We start from the raw sequence: 19,292 nt of genomic DNA, 5'->3' as shown, positions 1-19,292 counted from the left end.
TCGGGCTTGTCCCAAGGATCTGCAATGCATTGATTTTCTTGACGTGTTTAGATCCTCGGGACAAGCCCGAGGATGACGGAGGAGAGGTTTGAGAACTTTCTCCGGCCGTAAAGTGTTCTCACAATGTCGTGTTAACAAGGATCGTTGACGCTGCGTTCGATATCGCGATGCTCCCCTCCCCCTCGGTTATGCTAAACTCCCGCCAGACGATACGAGGAGCTGACCATGTCCTTCTTTCCCGGTAACGATCCCGTCGCGGGAGATGCCTTTGCCTGCGACGCCATCGAGAACCTCATCATCCCCCGCACCAGCGATATTGGCGGCTTTGCGGTGCGGCGCGCGCTACCGACGCGGCAGCGGCGGCTTGTCGGTCCCTTCATCTTTTTCGATCGCATGGGTCCGGCGATACTGAAGGCCGGTGAGGCGCTGGATGTGAAGCCGCATCCGCATATCGGGCTTTCCACCGTCACCTATCTGTTCGACGGCGAAATCAAGCATCGAGACAGTCTCGGCACCGAGCTTGTCATCCGCCCCGGCGACATCAACCTGATGACGGCCGGGCGCGGCATCGTGCATTCGGAACGCACGCCGGAAAACCTGCGCGGCCATCCGCTTTCCATGTCGGGCCTCCAGACCTGGCTTGCCCTGCCCGACCATATGGAGGAAATCGACCCGGCCTTTGCCCACACGGCAAAGGAAGAGATGCCGCTGATCGATATCAAGGGCGCGTCGGGTCGTGTAGTGATCGGTGAATTCGAGGGCCTCACCTCCCCCGTTGCGGCCTTCACGGATACGCTTTATGTCGACCTGACGCTGGAGCCGGGGGCAAAGTTTCCCTTTTCCGCCGATCATGAGGAGCGGGCGATCTATATTCTGTCCGGCTCGCTGGATGTGGCGGGCGATATCTTCGCCGCCGACCAGCTGCTCGTCTTCCGGCCGGGTGACGACATCACGCTTCAGGCCGGCAGCAATGGCTGTCACATCATGATCTTTGGCGGGGCAGCGCTGAATGAGCGCCGATACATCTGGTGGAACTTCGTTTCGTCATCAAAAGAACGCATAGAACAGGCCAAACAGGAGTGGAGAACGGGACGCTTCGACATCGTTCCCGGCGACGAAGAAGAGTTTGTCCCTTTGCCGGAAGGTTGAAATTCTATAGAAGTATACGACATGCATGGTTCACCCGGCGGCTTTCGCGATGAAAGACGTTCTCACGCGCCGCGCGGGGACCACCAGAAAAGGCCGAACGATTGACCGGAATGCCACAGACACCATTGCTTGACCGGGTGAATTTTCCCTCCGATCTCAAGGAGATCGATGATCGCGACTTGCCGGAACTGGCAAGGGAACTGCGCGACGAGATGATTGACGCCGTGTCGAAGACCGGTGGGCATCTGGGTGCCGGCCTTGGCGTTGTGGAATTGACGATTGCCATCCACAAGGTCTTCAACACGCCCGAAGACCGGCTGATCTTCGATGTCGGCCATCAATGTTACCCGCACAAGATCCTGACCGGCCGGCGTGATCGCATCCGCACGCTGCGGCAGGAAGGTGGCCTTTCCGGTTTCACCCGCCGTGCGGAAAGCGAATATGATGATTTCGGCGCAGGCCATTCTTCCACCTCCATTTCCGCCGGTCTCGGCATGGCGGTGGCGGCGGGCTTGGATGGCAGCGACCGCAAGGTCATTGCTGTCATCGGTGACGGTTCCATGTCTGCCGGCATGGCGTTTGAGGCACTGAACAATGCCGGCGCGCTCGATGCACGACTGATCGTCATCCTCAACGACAACGACATGTCGATCGCGCCGCCGACGGGCGCGATGAGCGCCTATCTGGCGCGTCTCGCCTCCGGCCGCACCTATATGGGTTTTCGCGATTTCGGCAAGAAGCTGACGGCGTATCTCGGGAAGACGATCGACCGCGCCATTACCCGCGCCGTGACCCATGCACGCGGTTACGTGACCGGCGGCACGCTTTTCGAGGAGCTTGGTTTCTATCACATCGGCCCGATCGACGGTCACTCCTTCGACCACCTTTTGCCGGTGCTGCGCAATGTGCGCGACAACCAGAAAGGCCCCGTCCTCATCCATGTGGTGACGCAGAAGGGCAAGGGTTATGCGCCGGCGGAAGCCGCAGCCGACAAATATCACGGCGTCAACAAGTTCGACGTCATCACCGGCGCGCAGGCGAAAGCCAAGCCGAATGCGCCGAGCTATACCAGCGTCTTTGCCGAGGCGCTGATCCAGGAAGCCACGCTCGATGAGAAAATCATCGGTGTGACGGCCGCGATGCCCAACGGTACCGGCCTCGACAAGATGGCCGAGCTGTTCCCGGCGCGCACCTTCGATGTCGGCATTGCCGAACAGCATGCCGTCACCTTTGCGGCGGGGCTTGCGGCTGACGGTTACAAGCCGTTCTGCGCGCTTTATTCCACCTTCCTGCAGCGCGGTTACGACCAGTTGGTGCATGATGTGGCAATACAGAGCCTGCCCGTGCGTTTCCCGATCGACCGCGCCGGTTTTGTCGGCGCCGACGGGCCGACCCATGCCGGCTCTTTCGACACCACTTTCCTCGCCACCCTCCCCGGCATGGTAGTTATGGCGGCCTCGGATGAGGCGGAGCTGAAACATATGGTCCGCACGGCGGCGGCCTATGACGAAGGCCCGATTTCCTTCCGTTATCCGCGCGGAGAAGGTGTCGGCGTCGAGATGCCCGCGCGCGGGGAGATTCTTCAGATCGGCAAGGGTCGCATCATCAAGGAAGGCACGAAGGTTGCCCTGCTTTCCTTCGGAACCCGCCTTGCGGAATGCCTGGCGGCGGCCGAAGACCTGGACGCCGCCGGTCTTTCTACGACGGTTGCCGATGCACGCTTCGCCAAGCCGCTCGATCTCGATCTCATCCGACAGCTTGCCGCCCATCATGAGATTCTGGTGACGATCGAGGAAGGCTCGGTCGGCGGTTTTGGCGCACATGTGCTGCATTTCATGGCAAGCGCCGGCCTGCTCGATCACGGCCCCAAGGTGCGGACACTCACACTGCCCGACCAGTGGGTGGAACAAGCCAAGCCAGAGACCATGTATGCCAATGCCGGCCTCGACCGGGCCGGCATCATTTCCACGGTGTTCAATGCGCTCGGCCAGCGTCAGGCCGGAGTCGGTTTCGCCGGCTGACAAAACTGCCGGGACAGGAGGCGGGACTATCCCGCCTTTACCTCAGGATGCCGCGCCGTCGAGAAAACCAACGACATTTTCGATCCGGCCCTCGGCATCGTGGCTGACGACATCGGTGCCACCAGCCACATCGTCCCCTTCAGGCGAGATAAGGCGCCAGGAGAAACGGGTGAAGTTGCCGTGTCCGTCCGGGGTGCCGGCAAGAACGAAACGATATCCCGGAAATTTCTGCCGCGCCGCCTCGATCATTGCGGCAATCCCCTGCTGGCCTTCGCCCTGCATCAGCGGATCGACGTAGCGCGTATTTTCTGCCCATGCCTGACCGATCAGGTGCCTGCGACGTTCATTGTCTTCCTCATTCCAGGCTGCGAGATAGGTTTCGGCGATTGCGAGATGCTGCGTCATGATTGCGCTCCTTGTGGTTGACGGCCCAAACATGCCGGGGGTCGGGAAGCGGAACAATTACCTCCGAGGTAATCGCATCCGCGATATCTTCTGCTAGGCTGCGGGGCATGACACATCATCGAGAACATGTCGGCCAGGTGCTGAAGGAATGGCGAGCCCGCCGCAGATTGAGCCAGCTGGATCTGGCGGTGGAGGCTGAAATATCAGCACGCCATCTGAGCTTCGTTGAAAGCGGGCGATCATCGCCCAGCCGCGACATGCTGGTGAGGCTGGCGGAGCAGCTTTCGATGCCGGCCCGCGCCGCCAACCGGCTGATGCTGGCTGCAGGTTATGCACCCGTTCATTCCGAACGATCACTGGATGCACCTGATATGGCAGCCGCCCGACAAGCCGTCGAAACGGTAGTGCATGGGCATATGCCATTCCCCGCTCTTGCCGTCGACCGGCACTGGAATGTCGTTCTCGCCAATGGGGCGATCACGTCGCTTCTGGCCGGCGTTTCAGAAGAGCTGCTTTACCCGCCGCTCAACGCCCTGAGGCTGAGCCTGCATCCGCTGGGTCTGAGTTCACGCATCGTCAATCTGGCCGAATGGCGCCATCACCTGCTGGAACGCCTGCGCCGTCAGGTCGAGGAAACCGGAGACGAAGTGCTTTCTCGGCTGCATGCGGAGCTTGCGGCCTATCCCGCGCCAAAGGTCGCCCCGCATTCCACCGGGGCCGACCCTCTGGCCATACCGCTCCAGCTTCGCGATCCATCTTCGGGCGGCATATTGAGCTTCATTTCAACCACCACGGTTTTCGGGACGGCGACGGACGTCACGCTCTCCGAACTCGTGCTGGAATGTTTTTATCCCGCCGACGCGGCAACCCGCAACGCACTGATGCAAGGTGCCAAGGAGTAAGACCCCTGCACACCACCTATCTTATCGGCTTTCAGGTCCGTCCAGCCCAGCGCGAACGTTTTCTTGAATTGCTGAATGCGCTGCTCGACGCCATGCGGCACGAAAAGACCTTCGTGAACGCAACCCTGCACCGGGATGGCGAAAACGAGAACCGGTTCCTGCTGCATGAGACCTGGACTGACCATCAGGACGTCATCGACGTTCAGATCCACCGGCCCTATCGGCAGGCATGGCACGATGCCCTGCCCGAGCTTCTGGACGCGCCGCGCGATATTTCCGTCTGGCATCCCATGCGGGTGGATCACGCTCACGGAGCTTAGATGCATGAGTGCCCTGCATTTGCCAGCAGCTCAAACGTTTTCTCCAGATCTTTCGATTTGACCAGCAGGTGATCGCCATCGAAAGTGGAAACCACGAATATCCCGATGTCGTTGGTCGATAGCGGTTCGATCACCGAAAGCACGATGCCGGTCTCATCAAAGGCGAACGGGCCCTGAAGTTTGAGACAGTTCCAGCCGGTGTCGGCCTTAACTTCATGAGGGATACGCTCCTGACGGCAAACGACGGAAAGCTCATCATCAGTCCGGCTGATGCTGAGAAAACCTGTGCCATCGGCCCAGGCTGGAATGGATGCATCGGCAGAAAGCCGGGCCACTCCGTAGGTGCCCTCAAGGAGCCTTAACTTAACGCGAGGCGCCATCTGTAAACTGCCTTCCCGAAAGCCAGACGCTTTCCTTGGGTTGAAGGGGAGGATCAAATGCCTTCCCAGAAGGCCATATTATCAGTTTCAAAGCTTGATGGCCGTTTCTTCTTTCGCCGTCTTGATGACGACCATGGTGAAAAAGCGTGCCACATTGTGCTGATCGCGGAACAAGCGGTCGCACAGGGCGTCGAATTCTTCCATATCCCGCAGGCGTAACATCAGTACGACATCGCTTGCGCCGGTGACGGCATAGGCCTGCGACACCGCCTCCTCCGCGCAGGCAATATCCAGAAAGCGGCGCATCTGCTGCTCGCCGTGCAGTTTCAGCTCCACCGTCACCAGAGCCTTGAGCACGCGTCCCGCCTTTGCCGGGTTGAGGATCGCCACGATGCGGTCGATTACGCCCGACTTGCACAGCCGCTGCAGGCGGCGCAGGCAACTGGACGGCGACAGCCCGACTTCATCAGCCATATCCACATTGGTGCGCGAGGCATCGTTCTGCAAAAGGTTCAGAAGTTTCCGGTCGATCCTGTCCATGCGGGCAGCATATCGCCCGCCGCCATCTTTGCAATAAAATTGCATGAAACTGCAATCTCTGACCGCAAATGCGAACCGGCCGGGAGTAGTGGATGGAAACAACTTTCAGGGGAGCCTTCATATGTCAGTTCTACAGACCGTCTGGCAAAAAACGCGGGAAACGCTTGCAATCTACTGGGTGCTGGTGCGGATCACGGTCCCGATCGCCATACTGACCGAGCTGCTATCAAGGATGGGGGCGATCGAGGCGGTGGCGCCTGCTTTTGCGCCGGTCATGAACATCATCGGCCTGCCGCCTGAACTCGGCCTTGCCTGGCTGACCGCGATGCTGGTCGGCATATGGGGCGCCGTGCCGCTCATCTTCACGCTGGTTCCCGCGTCGTCACTGACCGTGGCTGATATCACCGTTTTTTCGGCGCTCATCCTGTTCGCCCATGGCCTGCCAATCGAACAGAAAATCATCGAAAAGGCGGGCCCCGGCATGATCGTCACGACGGGGCTGCGCGTCGGCGGCGGATTGCTTTATGCCTTTCTCCTGCACCAGCTTCTGGAATCGACCGGCTGGTTGTCGGGACCGGTGAGCCCGGCCTGGATTGCGATGAGCGCCAAGCCTGAATGGTCCGCCTATTTCCTCGGTCTCGGTGAAACCATGGCCTGGATGCTCGTCATCCTCCTTGCCCTTTCCCTTTGCCTTGAAATTCTCAGGCTGACCGGCCTGCTCGCGCTGATGATGAAAGCGCTCTCGCCCCTGCTGCGTCTTGCAGGCATTCGCGGCGAGGCCGAGCATCTCACTGCCATCGGGTTATTCCTCGGCATTTCCTACGGCGCGGGTTTCCTGATCCGCGAGGCGCAATCGGGGACGATATCACCGCGGCAGGTATTTCTGTCCTGCGTCTTCATGGGTTTTGCCCATAGCGTGATTGAAGACACGCTTGTGGTCATGTCGCTGGGTGCGGATGTCTACGGGGTTCTCGCCGGACGTCTAGTTTTCGCCATTGCCGCAACCGCCGTCATTGCCGCCCTGCTCCACCGCCTGTCGGATGAGCTTTTTTTTGCGCGGATGTTCCGGCTACAGCGCGCCTAGGCGGCCTCCCATTTAAAAATGCCAACGCAAAAAGGGGGCCTTTCGGCCCCCGATCCGTAGGTTCAATCTGAAACCCCGCTCAGAACTCCGTCCAGTCCTGATCCTTCGCGGCCGGTGCTTCGGCAGCACCACCGAAGGCGCGGGCAAGGCTCTGGCCGAGTGCACGGGCCGGCGATGCGACAGGCCTTGCTGTTGCAGAGGCCGATTTTACCGGAGCCTTGCGGATCGGCGCGGCTGGCGCAGGCTGAAAGGCCGGCTTGGCCGAAGATGCGCGCGGAGCGGAATATCCGCCGGCGCTCGCAACGGCGGTGCGTGCGCCGCCCATCCTGAACTGGCCAAGCAGGCTGTTCAGCGCTTCCGCTTCGCGGGCCAGCGAATGGCTGGCGGCGGTCTGCTGCTCCACCATGGCGGCGTTCTGCTGCGTGCCCTGATCCATGGTGTTCACGGCCGTGTTGATTTCCTGCAGGCCGGTGGCCTGTTCGCGGGCAGCGACAACGATGGCGCTGACATGGGCGTTGATCTCTTCGACTTCCGAGACGATGAGTTCCAGCGCCTTGCCGGTTTCATCGACGAGATTGACGCCGTTTTCCACCTGCTGGCTGGAAGCGCTGATCAAGGTCTTGATTTCCTTGGCGGCATTGGCCGAACGCTGGGCAAGTTCACGGACTTCCTGCGCGACCACCGCAAAGCCCTTGCCGGCATCACCGGCACGGGCGGCTTCCACACCGGCATTCAGCGCCAGGAGGTTGGTCTGGAAAGCGATATCGTCGATGACGCCGATGATGTTGCCGATTTCGCCCGAGGACTTCTCGATCTCGCGCATGGCGGCAACCGCCTTGCGGACCACAACACCCGACTTTTCCGCACCGGCGCGGGCGCGCTGGACCAGATTGCCGGCATCTTCCGCACCACGGGCGCTATCACGCACGGTGGTGGTGACTTCTTCGAGCGCCGCAGCGGTCTCTTCGATGGAGGCCGCCTGCTGTTCGGTGCGGCGCGACAGGTCGTCGGCGGCGGAGAGCATTTCGGAAGCGCCGGCATTGATGGCGGCCGCGTTCTCGCCGACCGTGCGCAATGCCTGCTGGAGTTTTTCGACGGCGCTGTTGAAATTCACACGAACCGGATCAATCGCAGGCGCAAAAGGCGTTTCAATGCGATAGGAAAGATCGCCATCCGCGAGAGCCGCAAGGCCCTTGCCAAGCTCGGCGCTGGCAAAAGCGCTGGCGGCCTCGTCCCTGGCTTTTTCTTCCTCGGTGCGGCGACGTTCTGCTTCCGTCGCGGAGCGCATGCGATCGGTCTCACCGGCAAGGCGAGCTTTTTCAAGCCCGGCTTCCTTGAAGACCATTACAGCCTTTGCCATCTTGCCGACTTCGTCGCCACGATCCGTGGCCGGAACTTCCGTCGTTAGATCGCCATCGGCAAGCCGGCTCATCGCCGCTGTCATGCCGACGATGGGCGTAACGATGGAGCGCGAAAGCGCCCAGATCAGGATCACGGCGAGAAGGCCGGCGACGGCGCCACCGCCGAGAAGGGCATATTCCAGCTTGCGGGCAGCAGCCTGCTGTTCTGCAGCGTAAGCGGTGGACAGGCCATTTAGCTGTTCCTTGATCTTGGCGGCCGAGGCACGGAAGCCGTCAAGCTGGCCCTTGGCCTGATTGCGGCCGATTTCGATGATTTCGGAAATCGGCGCTTCGGTCGTCTTGCGTGCGGCGATCTGCGGTTCCGCCAGTTCCTTGAAGAACACGGTGGCGGATTTCTGCATGTCGTCGATGGATTTCAGGATGTCCGGCTGGCCGGCAGCAAGGGCGCGCGCTGCATCAAGCTTCTTCAGCATGATATCGCGCTGGGCGAACACGTCATTATAGGTGCTGTCACTGCGAAACAGCAGGAAGCCGCGCTGATTGACGGCCTGTTCCAGCATGGCTGCCGTCGCACCATCCACGGCTTGGATGATATCCTTGGTGCGGTTGTTTTCAATCGTGACACGCTCGCTCCCCAGCGTCTGCCAGAATACGACCGCGGAAGCGAGCAGGCACACGCCCATCAAGGCACAGAAGGTGGCTATGAGCTTCAGATTAATGGGGAGATTTTTCAGCGACATCGCAAACTCTCTCGGCGACCCGATGCCTCGGAGCAAGCGTCTGCGCTGCAACGGCCGCAATTTCAGAAATGGGAGAAGATGCCATCATGGCGGGTTCCGACCGGCCGCACGGGCCTTGGCACACCCTGCAATACAAGCCTTTATATTGGATTAATCTGATATGCTGATTTTGCGGCGCAAAAGCCTCATAAGGCCGTGGCTCAGGCGCTGTCGGCTCCGCATCGCGATAAATCGCTTGCATCGGCGGAGTTTGGCAGTCATTGACACGGGATCATGTCCAAAACACCTGAAAATGAACGGCTTGACCAGCTTCTCGTGTCGCTCGGCCACTTCGCCAGTCGCTCGCGTGCGCGCGACGCGATTGCGCGCGGCACCGTGAGCGTCAACGGCAAGACCGTCACCAAACCGAGCCAGACCGTCGCCGGCAATGCCGAGATCGCCATCAGCGATCCAGCGCAGGCCTATGTTTCCCGCGCAGCTCTGAAACTCGTGGCCGCACTCGATCATTTCGGGCTCGATCCTTCCGGCCATCACTGTCTTGACGTCGGCGCTTCCACAGGCGGTTTTACCGAGGTGCTGCTGGAACGGGGCGCCAGCCACGTCATCGCCATCGATGTCGGCCACGGGCAGATGCATGCAAGGATCGAGAACGATCCGCGTGTCTCCAATCTGGAGGGGCTGAATGCCCGCTTCCTGACGGCGGACGATATCGATGACCAGCCCATCGGCTTCATTGTCTCGGACGTGTCCTTCATTTCGCTGAAGCTCGCGCTCGCCCCGGCGCTTGATCTTGCTGAGCCGGGTGCTCGTGCTGTCCTGTTGGTGAAACCGCAATTCGAGGCAGGGCGTGACGCCATCAGCAAGGCCGGGCTTCTGAAGGAACCCGAAACCGCGCCCGCAGTGGCGGCCGAACTGGAGCGCTGGCTGACGGAGGACATGGGCTGGAAAAGTCTCGGCCTCATTCCCTCGCCGATTTCCGGCGGTGACGGCAATGTCGAATTTCTTCTCGGAGGCGAAAAGCCATGAGCACACAAACCGTCACCATCAAGAGCCTCGGCGCCCAGGGCGATGGCATTGCGCACTGTCCCGACGGCCCGGTCTATGTGCCCTTCGCGTTGCCCGGCGAGACGGTCGCCATCGCCAAGGTGAAGGATCACGGCACCGTCATGTCGATTACGGAAGCCTCACCCGAGCGCCGCACACCCGCCTGCCGCCATTTCGGCCCGGAGGGCAAGAATGGCACCTGCGGCGGCTGTTCGCTGCAACATCTCGCCGACGAGCCTTACCATGCATACAAGCGGGAACTGGTGGTCTCGGCACTGAAATCGAAGGGCTTGACGCCCGATGTGGATAATCTCGTCATCTGTCACCCTGGCGAGCGCCGCCGTGCGGTGTTCGCCGCCCGCAAGACGGAAAAGGGCCTGCTGCTCGGCTTCAGCCAGGCGAACAGCCACCACATCGTCGCCATTGAGGAATGTCCCGTCACCTCGCCCGGCATCGTCTCGCGACTGGATGCCATCCGCGCCATCGGACTTTCAATGGTGGCGAATGCGGAACCCTTCCGGATGACGGTGCTGGAGACCCTTTCCGGCCTCGATATTTCCGTCGACGGCATCAAGTCGGTCAGCGACAAGCAGCGCCGCACGCTCACGGAAACGGTTCTTGCCATGCGCGGCATTGCGCGTGTTTCACTGTCGGGTGAAATATTGATCGAACCCCAGAAGCCGATCATCGAGTTTGGCGGGGTGGCGGTATCGCCCCCGGCCGGCAGCTTCACGCAGGCGACGAAGCAGGCGGAGGACGCCATGGCGGAGCTGGTGCTTGCCCATGTCGGCAAGTCCAAACGCATTGCCGATCTCTTCTGCGGCTCCGGTACATTTGCGCTGCGGCTTGCGCGCGTTGGCAAGGTGCATGCGGTGGAGGCGGAAGACAAGCCGCTGAAGGCGCTGGATTTCGCCGCCCGCAACACGCAGGGCCTGAAGCCGGTCAGCGTCGAGAAGCGCGATCTCTTCCGCCGCCCCCTGATGACAAGCGAGCTCAAGAATTACGACGCCGTCGTCTTCGATCCGCCACGCGCGGGCGCGGAATTCCAGTGCAAGGAACTGGCACGCAGCACGGTAAAGAAGATCGTGGCCGTGAGCTGCAACCCGCTGACACTGGCGCGCGATCTCGCCATCCTGACCGAGGGCGGCTATCGCGTCACCCGCGTCACGCCGGTTGACCAGTTCCTGTGGTCGCCGCATGTGGAAGCCGTGGCGACGCTGGAGAAATAAGCAATCCGGGCGGAGAGCCGCTCAGCGACGCTGAGGCAACGCAACGATTCATATGCCCGCAATCCCAACAGCCCTCATTCCTGTGCTTGTCACAGGAATGAGAGTGGATATGAAGCCTGGGAGTCTTACCAGGCCGTATCGACCGTGCCGTTGCCCACCACGCCCGAGCAGCGGCAGGCACCGCCCACACGGCCGCGCTCCAGCGGGCAGATATAGGGCCGACGGCGGTTGGCGCTGTCCGGGGGGGTGATGACGCAGACGAAACGCGCGCGGCGCTGGCGGTCGCGGTTATTGCCGGAATAGAAGTTCGGACTATCGTCGTCCGTGGACTGCGCCAGAATGACATCGTTGGTGGAAGCAGCTGGAGCGCGTGTTATCGCCGCCGCTTCAGCAATCGTCGCGGCGGATAGGAAGACAGTCAGGGCGAAAACGAAGTGACGCATGTGGGTGGCCTTCGGACAATGACGGTGCGTTATCTAACCCAAGCCATATTGCCCGGTTGCTTAACCGCAAGGAATTCCTGCCCGCACACTTAACGACGCATGAATGCCTCGAAGGCGGCGCGCGCTTCGGCGCTTTGCAGCTGCGCGATGAAATGACGACCTTCCTCTTCGATGCGGGCGAGAATATCGGCCGGGTTGCCGCGGACCAGATCGCGAGCGATCTTCAGCGCCTGCTGCGGTTTGGCGGCAAGGCGGGTGGCAAGCGCCAGCGTTTCGGCTTCGACATGTTCCGGGGCAACGACTTTCCAGATCAGCCCGGCCTGCAATGCCTGCTCGGCGGAAAAACCCTCACCCATGGCGAGCAGCGCAAAGGCGCGCTGGTGGCCGATGAGCCTTGGCACGAGCAGGCTGGAGGCCGCTTCCGGCACCAATGCGAGATCCACGAAGGGCGTCTTGAACAGGCTGCGGCTGGAAGCGACCGTCAGGTCGCAATGCAGGTTCAGCGTCGTGCCGATGCCGATGGCGAGCCCATCGACACCGGATACCAGCGGTTTTTCGAAGGCGACCAGCGCTTTCAGAAGTTCGAGGGCAGCGAGCTTGCCCTTTCCTCCGGACATGGCGAAGGCGAGAAAATCAGCCATGTCGTTGCCAGCGGAAAAGCAGCCTTCCGTGCCGAGAAAGGCAACGACGCGGATGTCCGGATCCGTATTGGCGGCGTGCAACGTCTCGGCCATGCGCAGATACATGGCATCGGTGATGGCGTTTTTCTTTTCCGGTCGGTTGAAGCGGATGGTCAGAACGTCAGGCGCATGGCCGACACGCGCGACAAGAATATGGTCGTCCGACATCTGAAGCTCCTCAAGCCAAAACAGTACGGGCGGCGGCAAGGCTTGCCGCGCCTGACACAATGCGGTCCTTCAGCGCCGCCGTTTCCGCCAGCAGGTTTTCCGCCGCGAAACGGCAAAGCGCGGCACGATGCCCGCCCCTGCCATCATCGACAGAGACCAATGCGCCCTTGGCGAGATAAGCGCCCGTCAAGGCAAGACCGAAGAGACGCTGATAGGGCGTGGCGCCCGCAAGTGCCATCTCGGTTTCGCTCGCCTTGATGCGGGAGAGCAGCCAGTCGGTTGCCGTTTCCAGATCGGTGAGGCTGGCATCGAGATAACGGGCGGTCTCTCCGAGATCGTCACGGTTCGATGCAGCCGTGCGGGCGGCGATCTCACGCAGTTCGGCGATGAAACCGCGTACCTGCGCGCCCTCGGAGAGCGGCAACTTGCGCAGGACGAGATCGATGGCCTGAATGCCGTTGGTGCCCTCGTAGATCGGCGCGATGCGGGCATCACGCAGATAACGCGCCGCGCCGGTTTCCTCGATGAAGCCCATGCCGCCATGCACCTGAATGCCCATGGACGCGACATCGACACCGGCATCGGTGGAAAAGGACTTGGCGATCGGTGTCAGAAGGGCAGCGCGCTCCTGCCAGTGAGCGCGCTGCCGGGCGTCCTCAGTCGCATGCGCCATGTCGATGGCGTGCGCGCAGCTGAAGGAAATCGCCCGTGATCCTTGCGTCAGCGCCTTCATTGTCAGAAGGGTTCTCACGATATCAGGATGTTCGATGATCGGGCTCATGCCCGGACCCTGCCAGCCGGGCGCCTTGCCCTGCGTGCGTTCCCTCGCGTATTCGATCGCCTTCTGGGTCGCCGCCTCACAGATCGCCACGCCCTGCATGCCAACGGCAAGGCGGGCGTTGTTCATCATGGTGAACATGCAGGCGAGGCCCTTGTTCTCCTCGCCGACCAGCCAGCCGAGCGCACCCTTTTCGTCACCAAATTTGCCGTCACCGAAGATCATGGTGCAGGTGGGCGAACCGTGAATACCGAGCTTGTGTTCGAGAGAGTGGCAGAAAAGATCGTTGCGGTTGCCCGGCGCGCCGTTTTCATCGGGCAGGAATTTTGGCACGAGGAACAGCGAAATGCCACGCGTTCCCGCCGGCGCATCCGGAAGACGGGCGAGAACGAGGTGGATGATATTATCAGCCGCGTCGTGTTCACCCCAGGTGATGAAAATCTTCTGGCCGAAGATGCGGTAGGTGCCGTCACCATTGCGCTCCGCCCGGGTCTTCAGGACACCAAGATCGGAACCCGCATGCGGCTCGGTCAGGTTCATCGTGCCCGTCCATTCGCCGGAGACGAGTTTCGGCAGGTAGGTTCGCTTGAGATCGTTACTGCCGTGGGCAACGATGGCTTCCACCGCGCCCATTGTCAGCGTCGGCGCCAGCGCGAAGGCCATGGAGCCGGAATTCCACATTTCGAGCGCTGCAACATTCAGCATATGCGGCAGGTTCTGACCGCCGAATTCTTCCGGGGCAGTCAGGCTGTTCCAGCCCGCCGCCGCCCAGCGACGGTAAAGATCGGCCCAGCCATCGGGCGTCGTCACCTTGCCATCGGCAAGTTTTGCGCCCTGACGGTCCCCGATTTCGGCGAGTGGCGCGACCTCTCCGGTGGCGAAACGACCGGCTTCCTCCAGAATGGCATCGACGAGATCTTCACTCAGATCTCCCAGCACACCCCTGGAAAGCGCGTCTCCGAGACCCGCTACATGTTTGAGTGTAAAGGCGATATCATCCACCGGCGCGCTATACATGCTGCCTCCTCCCGAAGCTCTTGTATCCTGCTACTGCCTTCGGGCTAAATGATTTTTACGTAAACGTCAATTTGAAAATTCCCGGTATTTCGACGGGCTTGTTATAAAACTGTCATATGAATTTGCTCAGCATGTTGACGGTGCCCTGACGCGCTCCTTTCGCCTCCTCCCGGTGCGACGGGCACCCCTCTCCTCCCATCCCGCCGGTCAGGACTGCCACGATGGACCTCATAACGCCCACCATTCCCGGCCTCGTGTGGGCCTATCAATTTCAACCCGGGAAGGCCCCATGCCGCAGGCTGGCGCCCGATGCCGGCTTTGACGAAATGGCGGGACGCGACGGGTTCTTCTGGCTGCATCTCAATCTCGCCGATCAGCGCGTGGCGGGTTTTCTGGAGACGGTTGAGGGTCTCGATCCGGCAGCACGGGCAAGCCTCACCACCCACGAAACGCATCCGTCCATTGTTGTCGACGAAAAATCGCTCTACGGCACCCTGGTCGATTTCCAACGGGAATTCGACAAGGAAACGCGCGATTTCGGCTGGCTGCATTTTGCGGTGAGCGACCGTTTTATCATCACCACCCGCCTTCAGCCGCTGCATTCGGTAGACCGGCTAAAGGCGGCGGTCGACAAGAACTCCAACCGCTATCTCACACCGTCCCACGTCTTCGAAGGCCTTGTCGCCGAATTCCAGCGCTCGTTGATCAATCTGGTGATGGAGACGACGGAAGAACTGAACGCCATCGAGGATCTGGTCTATGACAGCGAGACCCGCGACGAAAGGCGACGCCTCGCACCGCTGCGCCGCACGGTGGTGCGCCTGCACCGGCATTTGCGCACCGTCCTCACCCTGATGCGGCGGGCTTCGGCCGCGGATGACGACGAGATGCCTGACGGTTTCGAGGATGTCGCCTCACGGCTGATGGGGCGCCTCGAGGCTGTCGATCATGACGTCTATGCCCTGCAGGAGCGCGCAAGGCTGCTTCACGAAGAAATCGATTCAAAACTCTCGTCTGAAACCAACCGGCATCTCTATATCCTGTCGCTGATGACGGCGTTCCTGCTGCCACCGTCGCTGGTAACCGGCTTTTTTGGCATGAACACGGATGAGCTGCCGTTTACGGTCGGGACCGGTGGCACCATGGCGGCCAGCATCTTCATCGTCATCTCGGTCGTGCTCGCCTGGTTCGTGTTGAAACGCGCGCGTATCCTCTGACAGCAAAAAGCCGTCCGGTCGAAACCGGACGGCTCTGTCAATCTCGGTCTTGGCCAACCTATCAGCCGTAGGGCGAATAGCAGGTCTGACGCGGACCGTTATACGGCTGGAACGTGTTGCTATAGGCGTCGTAGGAGCGATAGCGGCCATAGCACCAGTTCACATGCGCCTGGCTCATGCCGCCACGGCGGACCGGACGATACTCACGATAGACCGGGCGCGGGCGATATTCCGGCACCGGACGGTAGACTTCGCGCGGCTGCGAAAGAGCGCCGCCGATGATTGCGCCCGTTGCAAATGCTGCGAGCGGGAACCAGTAACCGTCATGGTGGCGGTAACCCGGACGATAATCGCGGTAACCGCGGTGACCGCGATACCAGCCGCGACGATCGCCCCAGCCGTCACGGTCACGCCAATATTGCACGTTCACGATATTCTTGCTGGCATCGTTGCCCGAGGTCTCAACGCTCTTCGGCGCTACAGGCAGGGGCATGGCGGCTTCGGCCGGAACAATCGCTCCTGCAACCACGATTGCAGAAAGACCGACAGCCAGGATATTCTTCACATAGCTTTTCATCTGACTTCCTCCATTCACGACGGTCGACAGGCCGTAAGACGTGAATTTCTGTTGTTCTATTCCGCCTTTGTCCGGGCGGTGTCGTATACTTCTACAGCCTAGGGACGTGTGGCTGAACCTACGATTAACGGTCCGATCACGCTTCGTTTATCAAAACCACGGCGTTTCAGGGCCAGACAAAAGCCCGGTAGAAACCGGGCTTCTGCTTGTGCAATTAGCGGCTGTAAGGCGATACGCAAATGCGACGCGGACCGCTGTTGGGCTGGTAGGTGTTGTCGTAGGCACGATACGAGCGCCAGCGATTCTGACACCAGGATACATGGCTACCGCCATAGGCCGGACGGGGTTGCTGAATCGCGCCGCCGATGATGGCGCCGGTGGCGAAAGCGGCAAGCGGGAACCAGTAGCCGTTATGATAACGGTAACCCGGACGGCGGTCGCGGTAACCACGGTGGCCATTATAATAGCCGTCACGCGGCGGGCGCGGGCGATACATGCGGTCGCCGTGACGGCGATCATGTCGACGGTCCCATTCGCGATATTGCACCTGCACGACATTGTCGGTGGAAACCGCCGGCTTCTGGATCGGCACAGGAACCTGGAACGCCTGCGACGGCGTAAAGCTGGTCAGGAACACGACGAGGGCCGTGGCGACACTCGTTGTCCGGAAATTTATCATGATCTTCCTCCGTTTGCTTCAGCGCGTTGACCCACGCTTTTCACCCACTCACTCTTTTCGGAGATTAGGGTCAGCCCCGCTTCATGCCCGAGAAGAATTGGATGACGTGCAAACGAATTTACGGAAATTTGGTTCCAGACAATGGTAATGGAAGGAAAGCCTCAAACGCCTGCCGGCATCATGCCTCCACTTTGACATCGGTCAAAGGCCGCGAGCAGCAGGCGAGAATATAGCCCTCCTCGATTTCCTCATCGAGAATGCCACCATTGTGGTTCATCTCCACCTCGCCGGAAAGTTTCAAGACCCGGCAAGTCCCGCAGATGCCGGATTCGCAGGCTGCGCCGATCCGCACACCGGCTGCACGCGCCGTCATCAGAACGGTCTGCCCGGGCTGGCAGGGCATTTCTTTCCCGGAAAGGGTAAAACCCACCATCGACAACGCTTCGCCATCATCGGTGAGAACACTCTCGCCGACGGCGACGGGAGCAGCAGGCGAGAAGCTTTCCTGATGGTAACGGCCCATGTCGAAGCCGGAGGCTTCAAGCATGGAGCGGACGGCGGCCATGAACGGCTCCGGCCCGCAGCAGAAGACGGTACGCTCCATGAAGTCATGGGCGAGCAGCGCGATCTTGGCCTTGTCGACCATGCCCTTCAGGCCGGACCACAGATCGGTGCGTCCACATTTCTCGACAATGAAGCCGAGCGACAGGTTCGGCATGAAGCGGGCGAGATATTCCAGCTCGTGACGGAAGACAATATCGCCGGGTGTACGCGAGCAATTGATGAAGGCAATGTCGCTTTGCGGGGCGCGGTCGCTCATGTCGCGCACCATCGACATCATCGGCGTGACGCCGGAGCCCGCGGAGATGAAGAGATACTTGTCCCCGGGATGCTTGACGTAGGAAAAATCGCCGAGCGGACCAAGCGCCCGGATCTTCATGCCGGGCTTCAGATTGTCGAACATCCAGCGCGTGCCGATACTGTTGGCCTGCGCCTTGACCGTGACCGACAGCGAATAGGGCCGCGACGGGCTGGAGGACAATGTGTAGGTGCGGTAAAGCGGCTCCTTGCCCACCGGCAGTTCCAGCGTGACGAACTGGCCCGGCAGATAACGGAACCAGTTCTGATCCTCGGAGCGGAACAGGAACGTCATCACATCCTGTGTTTCGGGGGTTACCGAAATACATTCCAGCAGATGGAGCTTGTCGCTCCACGGCTTCATCTCGTCAATATGCTTATATGTCACGACCATGTTCATCTTCACGCTACAGCCGAAAGCCGGGCCTTGTCGCCGGACAGCCGGTCGATCATGAAATCGGCGTACCAGTTGACGAACTGCATCACGCCGCCCTCGTCCTCCATGGAGTAAGGGCCGGGCTCATAAGCGGGCGAGCGAATGCCGAAGGCATTTTCCTCGACGATGCGGCGGTCCTGATCGTTGGTTTCGTTCCAGACATGGGTGAGATCCTCAAGATCGTAATCCACGCCCTCCACCGCATCCTTGTGCACCAGCCATTTGGTGGTAACCATCGTCTCGTTGGCGCTGAGCGGCAGCACGCGGAAGGAGATGGTGTGGTCGCCGAGGAAGTGGTTCCAGGTCGTCGGGTAATGGAACAGGAGCAGCGCGCCGATATGGCTGATGCTGACATCGTCCGACAGCGGCCGGCGCACGGCGCGTTTTCCCGACATTGTGTAGCTTTCCGCTTCGCCGATCAGCGGCATGCGCGCCACGCGGAACTGGCCCTTCGGGTCAATCTTGAAACGGCTGGGCAGGCCGGCTGCTTCGCAGCGTGCCCAGTGGCCGCCGATCTCGGGGTCGCTTGCCCCTCCATCCGTTCCCGTCACGCTCGGGTTTTCGGGATAGGTACGGCAGAGTTCCGGATGGTTGGCGGCGCAATGGTAGCACTCGCGGTTGTTTTCCCAGACGAGCTTCCAGTTACCCTTTTCGATGATGGTGCTCTCATGCGCGACCTTGGCTTCCCAGATGCGGTGCGGCGCCATGTAGCTCTCCACTTCGGCGCGCATGGGCTCAAAATCCGCAGGCTGATCGGCGAGGCAGATGAAGACGTAGCCAGCGACGGTTTCGCAGGCGACAGGCTTCAGGCCGAAATCGCCCTTGTCGAACTCCTCGCCCATGTGGCGGGCAAAAAGCAGCTTGCCGTCAAGATCGTAGGTCCACTGGTGATAGGGACAGACCAGACGCGCCGACTGGCCCTTCTGCGTGGTGCAGACGCGGGAGCCGCGATGGCGGCAGGAATTGTGGAACGCGCGGATTTGCCCGTCGCGGCCACGAACGATGACAACCGAATAGGCGCCGATCTGCACGGTGAAATAGCTGCCGGACTTCTGTACCTCACAATCATGGCCGACAAACAGCCAGTCGCGATACCAGATGGTTTCCATATCCAGCTTGAAGTAATCCGGGTCCGTGTAGAAGGGCTGTTCCAGGCTAAAACCTTCGCGGCGGTTTTTCAGCTGGCGCAATACGGTATCACGCAATTCCATGGCCAAATCCTCGATCAAACCGCCCTGCCCGACACCATTTGCGGGGGCTGCGG

General features: G+C 60.7%; 19 protein-coding genes. 8 read left to right on the top strand and 11 right to left on the bottom strand.

Going from position 1 to position 19,292, the window contains the following annotated elements; all coding sequences use genetic code 11:
- Positions 1-225 precede the first annotated feature (225 nt).
- Both HQN82_RS01880 and dxs read left to right on the top strand, forming a co-directional pair.
- Positions 226-1,149: a pirin family protein gene (locus HQN82_RS01880; RefSeq protein ID WP_035209401.1), complete on the top strand. Its 924-nt coding sequence runs from the start codon at positions 226-228 to the stop codon at positions 1,147-1,149.
- 101 nt (positions 1,150-1,250) lie between these two features.
- The gene (gene dxs / locus HQN82_RS01875) at positions 1,251-3,170 is read left to right on the top strand and encodes a 1-deoxy-D-xylulose-5-phosphate synthase (protein ID WP_034495944.1); all 1,920 of its coding nucleotides are present in this window, start codon (positions 1,251-1,253) and stop codon (positions 3,168-3,170) included.
- Positions 3,171-3,212: 42 nt separating this feature from the next.
- Here dxs and HQN82_RS01870 read toward each other — a convergent pair whose 3' ends face one another.
- A complete protein-coding gene (locus HQN82_RS01870; RefSeq protein ID WP_022555724.1) occupies positions 3,213-3,575 on the bottom strand; it encodes a nuclear transport factor 2 family protein in 363 nt (120 codons plus the stop codon).
- Positions 3,576-3,682: 107 nt separating this feature from the next.
- Here HQN82_RS01870 and HQN82_RS01865 point away from each other — a divergent pair, with 107 nt between their 5' ends.
- Positions 3,683-4,477 carry a helix-turn-helix domain-containing protein gene (locus HQN82_RS01865; protein ID WP_022555723.1) on the top strand — a complete coding sequence of 265 codons (795 nt, stop codon included), beginning with the start codon at positions 3,683-3,685 and terminating at the stop codon, positions 4,475-4,477.
- Positions 4,478-4,482: 5 nt separating this feature from the next.
- Entirely contained in the window at positions 4,483-4,797 is a 315-nt protein-coding gene (locus HQN82_RS01860) for a putative quinol monooxygenase (protein WP_173614986.1), read from the top strand.
- On the opposite strand, the gene HQN82_RS01855 is transcribed toward HQN82_RS01860, so the two are convergent.
- Both HQN82_RS01855 and HQN82_RS01850 read right to left on the bottom strand, forming a co-directional pair.
- Entirely contained in the window at positions 4,794-5,177 is a 384-nt protein-coding gene (locus HQN82_RS01855; protein WP_173614985.1) for an ACT domain-containing protein, read from the bottom strand. The two genes, HQN82_RS01860 and HQN82_RS01855, sit on opposite strands and share 4 nt — an antisense overlap.
- An 87-nt stretch (positions 5,178-5,264) precedes the next feature.
- Entirely contained in the window at positions 5,265-5,717 is a 453-nt protein-coding gene (locus HQN82_RS01850; protein ID WP_173614984.1) for an Lrp/AsnC family transcriptional regulator, read from the bottom strand.
- Between the two features lie 121 nt (positions 5,718-5,838).
- Between HQN82_RS01850 and HQN82_RS01845 the strand changes: the two genes are divergently transcribed.
- A complete protein-coding gene (locus HQN82_RS01845; protein ID WP_173614484.1) occupies positions 5,839-6,801 on the top strand; it encodes a nucleoside recognition domain-containing protein in 963 nt (320 codons plus the stop codon).
- Between the two features lie 79 nt (positions 6,802-6,880).
- Here HQN82_RS01845 and HQN82_RS01840 read toward each other — a convergent pair whose 3' ends face one another.
- A complete protein-coding gene (locus HQN82_RS01840; protein ID WP_173614483.1) occupies positions 6,881-8,902 on the bottom strand; it encodes a methyl-accepting chemotaxis protein in 2,022 nt (673 codons plus the stop codon).
- 273 nt (positions 8,903-9,175) lie between these two features.
- Between HQN82_RS01840 and HQN82_RS01835 the strand changes: the two genes are divergently transcribed.
- Both HQN82_RS01835 and HQN82_RS01830 read left to right on the top strand, forming a co-directional pair.
- Positions 9,176-9,928, top strand: a complete 753-nt coding sequence (locus HQN82_RS01835; protein ID WP_173614482.1) for a TlyA family RNA methyltransferase — start codon at positions 9,176-9,178, stop codon at positions 9,926-9,928.
- Entirely contained in the window at positions 9,925-11,175 is a 1,251-nt protein-coding gene (locus HQN82_RS01830) for a class I SAM-dependent RNA methyltransferase (protein ID WP_112766522.1), read from the top strand. Before HQN82_RS01835 ends, HQN82_RS01830 begins: the two co-directional genes overlap by 4 nt.
- A 125-nt stretch (positions 11,176-11,300) precedes the next feature.
- On the opposite strand, the gene HQN82_RS01825 is transcribed toward HQN82_RS01830, so the two are convergent.
- From HQN82_RS01825 to HQN82_RS01815, 3 genes are all read right to left on the bottom strand, one after another.
- Complete coding sequence (locus HQN82_RS01825) at positions 11,301-11,618, bottom strand: hypothetical protein (RefSeq protein WP_003503086.1); 318 nt, start codon at positions 11,616-11,618, stop codon at positions 11,301-11,303.
- 89 nt (positions 11,619-11,707) lie between these two features.
- On the bottom strand, positions 11,708-12,466 hold the full coding sequence (locus HQN82_RS01820) for a crotonase/enoyl-CoA hydratase family protein (RefSeq protein WP_035209390.1): 759 nt from the start codon (positions 12,464-12,466) through the stop codon (positions 11,708-11,710).
- A 10-nt stretch (positions 12,467-12,476) separates the two neighbouring features.
- A complete protein-coding gene (locus HQN82_RS01815; protein ID WP_173614481.1) occupies positions 12,477-14,261 on the bottom strand; it encodes an acyl-CoA dehydrogenase family protein in 1,785 nt (594 codons plus the stop codon).
- A 221-nt stretch (positions 14,262-14,482) separates the two neighbouring features.
- Between HQN82_RS01815 and HQN82_RS01810 the strand changes: the two genes are divergently transcribed.
- Positions 14,483-15,478, top strand: coding sequence for a transporter (locus HQN82_RS01810; RefSeq protein ID WP_004440300.1), 996 nt, complete (start codon positions 14,483-14,485; stop codon positions 15,476-15,478).
- A 61-nt stretch (positions 15,479-15,539) separates the two neighbouring features.
- On the opposite strand, the gene HQN82_RS01805 is transcribed toward HQN82_RS01810, so the two are convergent.
- The 4 genes from HQN82_RS01805 to HQN82_RS01790 all read right to left on the bottom strand — a co-directional run bounded on the left by HQN82_RS01805 (position 15,540) and on the right by HQN82_RS01790 (position 19,239).
- Positions 15,540-16,055 carry a BA14K family protein gene (locus tag HQN82_RS01805; RefSeq protein WP_004440298.1) on the bottom strand — a complete coding sequence of 172 codons (516 nt, stop codon included), beginning with the start codon at positions 16,053-16,055 and terminating at the stop codon, positions 15,540-15,542.
- Positions 16,056-16,269: 214 nt separating this feature from the next.
- On the bottom strand, positions 16,270-16,734 hold the full coding sequence (locus HQN82_RS01800) for a BA14K family protein (protein WP_004440296.1): 465 nt from the start codon (positions 16,732-16,734) through the stop codon (positions 16,270-16,272).
- 178 nt (positions 16,735-16,912) lie between these two features.
- Positions 16,913-17,986 carry an FAD-binding oxidoreductase gene (locus HQN82_RS01795; RefSeq protein WP_173614480.1) on the bottom strand — a complete coding sequence of 358 codons (1,074 nt, stop codon included), beginning with the start codon at positions 17,984-17,986 and terminating at the stop codon, positions 16,913-16,915.
- A gap of 8 nt (positions 17,987-17,994) precedes the next feature.
- Positions 17,995-19,239 (bottom strand): aromatic ring-hydroxylating oxygenase subunit alpha, encoded by a 1,245-nt coding sequence (locus HQN82_RS01790; protein WP_004440290.1) that lies wholly within the window; start codon positions 19,237-19,239, stop codon positions 17,995-17,997.
- Between the last annotated feature and the right edge of the window lie 53 nt (positions 19,240-19,292).

Source organism: Agrobacterium pusense, from assembly GCF_013285525.1.
In the GTDB taxonomy this organism is placed as follows: Bacteria; Pseudomonadota; Alphaproteobacteria; order Rhizobiales; family Rhizobiaceae; genus Agrobacterium; species Agrobacterium pusense.
Note: the sequence above shows the minus strand (reverse complement) of the source record. Positions and strands in the feature narration are given on the sequence as shown.